This window comes from Devosia sp. (assembly GCF_024707125.1).
Lineage (GTDB): Bacteria > Pseudomonadota > Alphaproteobacteria > Rhizobiales > Devosiaceae > Devosia.
This window is the reverse complement of the sequence record NZ_JANQAH010000008.1, coordinates 175,850-181,977: the sequence shown is the minus strand read 5'-3', so window position 1 is coordinate 181,977 and position 6,128 is coordinate 175,850. Positions and strand designations below refer to the sequence as shown.

General features: G+C 60.5%; 5 protein-coding genes. 4 read left to right on the top strand and 1 reads right to left on the bottom strand.

Going from position 1 to position 6,128, the window contains the following annotated elements; all coding sequences use genetic code 11:
* Position 1 precedes the first annotated feature (1 nt).
* The 4 genes from NVV77_RS09970 to NVV77_RS09955 are packed head-to-tail and all read left to right on the top strand — an operon-like array spanning position 2 to position 5,217.
* On the top strand, positions 2–970 hold the full coding sequence (locus NVV77_RS09970; protein ID WP_295412600.1) for an ABC transporter permease: 969 nt from the start codon (positions 2–4) through the stop codon (positions 968–970).
* Positions 967–2,154 carry an ABC transporter permease gene (locus NVV77_RS09965; protein WP_295412599.1) on the top strand — a complete coding sequence of 396 codons (1,188 nt, stop codon included), beginning with the start codon at positions 967–969 and terminating at the stop codon, positions 2,152–2,154. The genes NVV77_RS09970 and NVV77_RS09965 overlap by 4 nt, the downstream gene beginning before the upstream one ends.
* 10 nt (positions 2,155–2,164) lie before the next feature.
* A complete protein-coding gene (locus tag NVV77_RS09960; protein ID WP_295412597.1) occupies positions 2,165–3,829 on the top strand; it encodes an ABC transporter ATP-binding protein in 1,665 nt (554 codons plus the stop codon).
* Positions 3,830–3,849: 20 nt separating this feature from the next.
* Entirely contained in the window at positions 3,850–5,217 is a 1,368-nt protein-coding gene (locus NVV77_RS09955) for an alpha-glucosidase/alpha-galactosidase (protein WP_295412596.1), read from the top strand.
* Between the two features lie 184 nt (positions 5,218–5,401).
* Here NVV77_RS09955 and pth read toward each other — a convergent pair whose 3' ends face one another.
* Positions 5,402–6,100, bottom strand: a complete 699-nt coding sequence (pth, locus tag NVV77_RS09950) for an aminoacyl-tRNA hydrolase (protein ID WP_295412595.1) — start codon at positions 6,098–6,100, stop codon at positions 5,402–5,404.
* Positions 6,101–6,128: the final 28 nt, after the last annotated feature.

The following is a 6,128-nucleotide window of genomic DNA, read 5'->3' as shown; positions in this document are numbered from 1 at the left end:
GCTGCTCTTTCTGCTCAGCGTCGTGACCTTTGCCATCATCCAGGCGCCTCCGGGCGACTATGGTGACACGATCCGTTCCATGTTGATGAACCAGGGCGGCGTGCCCGCGGCACAAGCCGAGGCGCAGGCTGAGATCTATCGTGAGGCCAATGGCCTCAACGATCCCATGATCATGCAGTATTTCCGTTGGATCACCGGCATCGTGACCCGGTTCGATTTCGGCCACTCGTTCTTCTACAACAAGCCCGTGGGGCAAGTGGTGATGGAGCGCCTGCCGGCGACTATCGCGCTGGCGCTGGTGTGCCACGTCCTGGCTTCGGTGCTGGGCATTGGCCTCGGCATCGTCGCGGCGACCCGCCAGTATTCCTGGGCCGATACGCTGCTTGGCATCGTCTCCTTCCTCGGCATGACAGTGCCGCGGTTCCTGCTGGCGATCATCATTCTCTACCTGCTGGTCTTCCGACTCAATGTCAGCGAGGTGGGCATGTTCTTCTCGGCCAAATATGGCGGTGCGCCATGGAGCTGGGACAAGTTCGTCAACCTCGTGCAGCATGTGTGGCCGGTGGTGTTCATCGCCACGTTTGGCGGGCTCGCCTACAATATGCGTGTGATGCGGGCTAACCTGCTCGACGTGCTCAACAGCCAATATGTCGAGACGGCGCGGGCCAAGGGGCTGCCGGAAAGCGCCGTGATCATGAAGCATGCCGTGCCCAATGCGCTGCATCCTCTGGTTGCCTATCAGGGCGTGGTGCTCCCTTACATGCTCACGGGCGAAATCGAAGTCGCGATCGTCTTTGGTCTCGCGACGGTCGGGCCGGCCATTGTCGGCTCCATGGGTGTCGGCGACGTCTATGTGACCGCCACCTTCATGCTGGTGCTCGCGACGACGCTGATCATCGGCAATATCATCGCTGACCTGTTGCTGGTCGCACTCGATCCACGCATTCGCCTGGGAGGTAAGGCCGAATGACCAAGGTCGATACACACTCGTCCATTCCGTTGCCGACCGATGTTGCGGGCGGCCCCGCGCCAACCCCGGCTGAAGAGGCTGATGTTGCACCTGTCGTCTCGCGTTATGGCTCGGGCAATGAAACCTATGCCGCGCTGGTCTGGCGCCGGTTCAAGCGCTCGATCATGGGCGTCATCGGACTGGTTCTGGTTGCGCTGCTGATCTTTGTGTCCATCTTTGCCGACTTTTTTGCGCCGATGGACCCCAAGGCCACCAACCTGCCGTTTGCGCCGCCGGACGTCATTTCCTTCACCGATCCAGACGGCAATTTCAGCCTTATCCCGTGGGTTTATCCCATTGGAGATACGGGGGAATTCGATCCGGTGACGTTCCAGCCGCTGACCGGACCGGTGCTGGATAATCCGACGCCGACAGGGTTCTTCGTTCAGGGGCATTCGTACAATATCCTGTGGCTCATTCCGTCCAATATCCACTTCTTCGGCTCGACCGATGGGCGACCGATCCAGCTACTGGGCACGGACAAGTTCGGGCGGGATATTCTCTCGCGTGGCATTGTCGGCTCGCGGATTTCGCTGACCATTGCTCTCGTGGTGGTGGCGCTGACGACGGTGGTCGGCACGCTGGTTGGCATCAGCTCGGGGTATATTGGCGGGCGGCTTGATGCCTGGGTGCAGCGGTTTGTCGAGTTCGTCCTGGCCTTCCCGCAATTGCCGCTCTACCTGGCGCTGACCTCGCTCATTCCTGTGACCGCGCCATCCAATGTGTTTCTGACATTCGTCATTTTCGTCATGGCGGTGTTGGGATGGGCGCAGCTTAGTCGCGAAGTGCGGTCTAAGACGCTGTCGCTGGCGCGGATTGACTATGTGCGGGCGGCGATTGCGGTGGGCTCGTCGGATGGGCGCATCATTACGCGGCATATCCTGCCCAACGTTTTGAGCCACATCATCGTGTCGATCACGCTGGCCATTCCGAGCGTGGTGCTGCTCGAAAGCTTCCTCGGGTTCCTCGGCTTTGCCGTGAAGCCGCCGCTGATTTCTTGGGGGCTCATGCTGCAGGATACGGGCACGTTCTCGGTGATCGGGTCCTATCCGTGGATCCTCTCGCCGGTGATCTTCGTGCTCATCACCGTCTTTGCCTTCAACGCGCTGGGTGACGGCCTGCGCGATGCCATCGACCCCTATTGAGGACGCGAAAATGACAACAAGCAATTTTGCGCCTGCCGAACGGCATGACCTGGGATCGCATGGACGCGAACTGATCCTCGATGCTCGCAATGTCGCCGTCGACTTCAAGGTCGAGGGCGGGGTGGTGCAGGCGGTGAAGGACGTGTCGTTTCAGCTGCATAAGGGCGAGACCATTGCCCTTGTGGGCGAGAGCGGCTCGGGCAAGTCGGTGACGGCGCGCACGCTGATGAAGCTGCTGACGAAGCGCGCCACCATCGGCAAGAACACGCGCATTACGCTCTCGGGCAAGAATGTCGTGACGATGAATGATCGCGATATGCGCAAGCTCCGTGGCAATGACATCGCCATGATCTTTCAGGAGCCGATGAGCTCGCTGAACCCGGTCTATACGATCGGCCAGCAGATCTGCGAGATCATTCACCTGCACAACAGGGTTTCGGCCAAGGAAGCCATGGTGCGGGCGGAAAAGCTGCTCGAGGAAGTGAAAATCCCCGAGCCGGCGGCGCGGTTGAAGCAATATCCGCATCAGCTTTCCGGCGGGCAGCGGCAGCGTGTGATGATCGCCATGGCACTGGCCAATCGGCCCGACGTTCTCATTGCCGACGAGCCGACGACGGCGCTCGACGTGACAGTGCAGGCGCAGATCCTCAACCTCATCAAGGAGTTGAAGGACAAGTATGGTATGGCGGTGATCCTGATCACCCATGACCTGACGGTCGTTCGGCAGTTTTCCGACTATGTCTATGTGATGCAGAACGGGGCTGTGCAGGAGCACAACGAGACCGAGGCGCTGTTTGCCAATCCGCAGCACGCCTATACCAAGCACCTCTTGGCATCCGAGCCCAAGGGCACGGCGTTGCCGCTCGAAGAGGGCGTGCATGAGACGGTGCTTGAGGGCAAGGAGGTGAAGGTCACCTATACGCTCAAGCGCGGTGGCATGTTCAATCCGGACTTCTTTGAACTGAAGGCCGTGGACAATCTCGACATCAAGCTGATGCGGCATGAGACACTGGGGATCGTGGGCGAGAGCGGGTCGGGCAAGACCACGTTCGGGCAGGCGCTGATCCGGCTTATCGGCAATCAGGGCGGGCAGATTTTCTTTGATGGCGAGCCGATCCACGACAAGGATCGCAAGGCGATGCGGCCACTGCGCTCGCGGATGCAGATCGTGTTCCAGGATCCGTTTGCGAGCCTTAATCCGCGTATGTCGATCGGCCAGATCATCGAGGAAGGTCTGATCGTCAACGGGCTTGGCGCCAATCGCAACGAGCGGCTGGAGCGGGTGCGGCAGGCGCTGCGCGATGCGGGCATGCCGGACACCATCCTCAACCGCTTCCCGCATGAGTTTTCGGGCGGGCAGCGCCAGCGCATTGCCATTGCCCGGGCGATTGCGCTCGAGCCTGAATTCATCCTGCTCGACGAGCCTACCTCGGCGCTCGATCTTTCGGTGCAGGCCCAGATCATCGACCTGCTGCGCAAGCTGCAGAACGAAAAGGGCCTCTCCTACCTCTTCATTTCGCATGACCTCAAGGTCGTGCGGGCCCTTTGCCATCGGGTGATGGTGATGCAACACGGGAAAATCGTGGAGCAGGGGCCTGTAAGCGAAGTTCTCACCAATCCCCAAACCGAATATACGGCTCGGCTTGTCCGCGCCGCATTCGAAATCGCTGCCTGACGACTGGAGTCTTTCTCAAAATGGCGAACCCCAAAATTACGTTTATCGGCGCCGGCTCATCGGTGTTCATGAAGAATATCGTTGGCGATATTCTACAGCGCCCGGCGCTGGCTGGTGCGCAGATCCGCCTGATGGACATCAATCCGACGCGGCTTGAAGAAAGCGCCATCATTGCCAAGAAGCTGGTGGCGACGCTGGGCGTGCCGGCGACTGTTGAGACCTTCTCGAACCAGCGCCAGGCGCTGGATGGCACCAATTTCGTCGTCGTCTGCTTCCAGATCGGCGGCTACGAGCCGTCCACCGTCGTCGATTTCGACGTGCCGAAGAAGTACAATCTGCGCCAGACGATTGCCGATACGCTTGGCGTCGGCGGCATCATGCGCGGGCTGCGGACCGTGCCGCATCTCTGGAGCATCTGCGAGGACATGCTGCAGGTCGCGCCCGACGCGATCATGCTGCAATACGTCAACCCTATGGCGATAAACACCTGGGCGATCTCGGAAAAGTATCCGACGATCAAGCAGGTTGGTCTCTGCCACTCGGTGCAGGGCACGGCCATGGAGCTGGCGCACGACCTCGACATTCCCTACGAGGAAATCCGCTACCGCTCGGCCGGCATCAACCACATGGCCTTCTATCTCAAGTTCGAGCATCGCCAGGCCGACGGGACGTACAAGGATCTCTATCCGGAACTGCATCGCGCCTATCGCGAAGGCCGCGCGCCCAAGCCGGGTTGGAACCCGCGCTGCCCGAACAAGGTGCGCTATGAGATGATGACGCGGCTTGGGTACTTTGTGACCGAGAGCTCCGAGCACTTTGCCGAGTACACGCCCTATTTCATCAAGGAAGGGCGTGAGGACATCATCGAGAAGTTTGGCATTCCGCTGGATGAATATCCGAAGCGCTGCGTCGAGCAGATCGCCAAGTGGAAGCAGACGTCCGAGGACTACAAGAAAGCTGATCGGATCGAGGTCAAGCAGTCCAAGGAATATGCTTCGTCGATCGTCAACTCGGTCTGGACCGGCGAGCCTTCGGTGATCTACGGGAACCTGCGCAACAATGGTGTCATCACCTCGCTGCCATACAATGCGGCGGTGGAAGTGCCGTGCCTCGTGGACGACAATGGGCTGCAGCCGACCTATATCGGCGAACTGCCGCCGCAGCTGACGGCGCTGATCCGCACCAATATCAACGTGCAGGAACTGACCGTTCGCGCGCTGATTGAGGAAAATCGCGAGCATATCTATCATGCCGCGATGATGGACCCGCATACGGCGGCGGAGCTGGATTTGGATCAGATCTGGAACCTGGTGGATGATCTGCTGGAAGCCCATGGCACGATGTTGCCGGAATGGGCTCGTGGGCCGCGCAAGCAGCGCGTGGCGTAAGGATAGGGTTTTTCCAACAAGGCCTCGGTGTGAAAGCACCGGGGCCTTATTGTTTTGGGAGCTCGCCACCTGTCACGGCGTCATTCCCGCGGAAGCGGGAATCCCTACTGGTGCCGGAAACAGAGATCCCCGCTTTCGCGGGGATGACACCGTGGGTGGGGGCGCGGGGTAGGGCGTTGGGCAGCTACTCGCCCTTGCCAAATAGCTTGTTGAGCATGTCGGCCATGGGGCCGGATTTTGGCACTTCGGCCTGGGGCTTGCTGGTGCGCGCCTGGCGGATGTGGCTTTGGGCTTTGGGGGCTGCCTTGGGCTCTTCGCTGCCCTTGGCGGCCAAGGCCAGCTTGTTCATGAAGCCGGCGTCGTCGCCGGCCAGCAGCATGCCGGCGTGGCGGCCGATGTCGTCGAGGAGGGGATCGAGCCAGGTCTTGTCGGCCTTGGCGAAGTCGCCGAGGACGTGGTGGGTGACAAATTCCTTGCCGGGATGGCCGATGCCGAGGCGGACGCGCTTGTAGTCGAGGCCGATCTGCGGGTCGATGGAGCGGAGGCCATTGTGGCCGCCATTGCCGCCGCCGACCTTCACGCGGACCTTGCCGGGGGCGAGGTCGAGTTCGTCGTAGAAGACGATGATGTCGGCGGGCGGGATTTTGTAGAAGCTGGCGACTTTCTGCACGCTATCGCCGGACTTGTTCATGAACGTCTGCGGCTTGAGGAGCAGCACGCGCTCGCTGCCGATGGTGCCTTCGGCGAGGAGGCCGGAATTTTTGGACTTCCAGCCGGAAATGCCATTGGCGCGCGCGATCGCGTCCACGGCCATGAAGCCGATATTGTGGCGATTGCCTTCATATTGGCCGCCCGGATTGCCCAGGCCGACAAGCAGTTTCATGGCGCGCTCTATTCAAGAAAAGACGTTG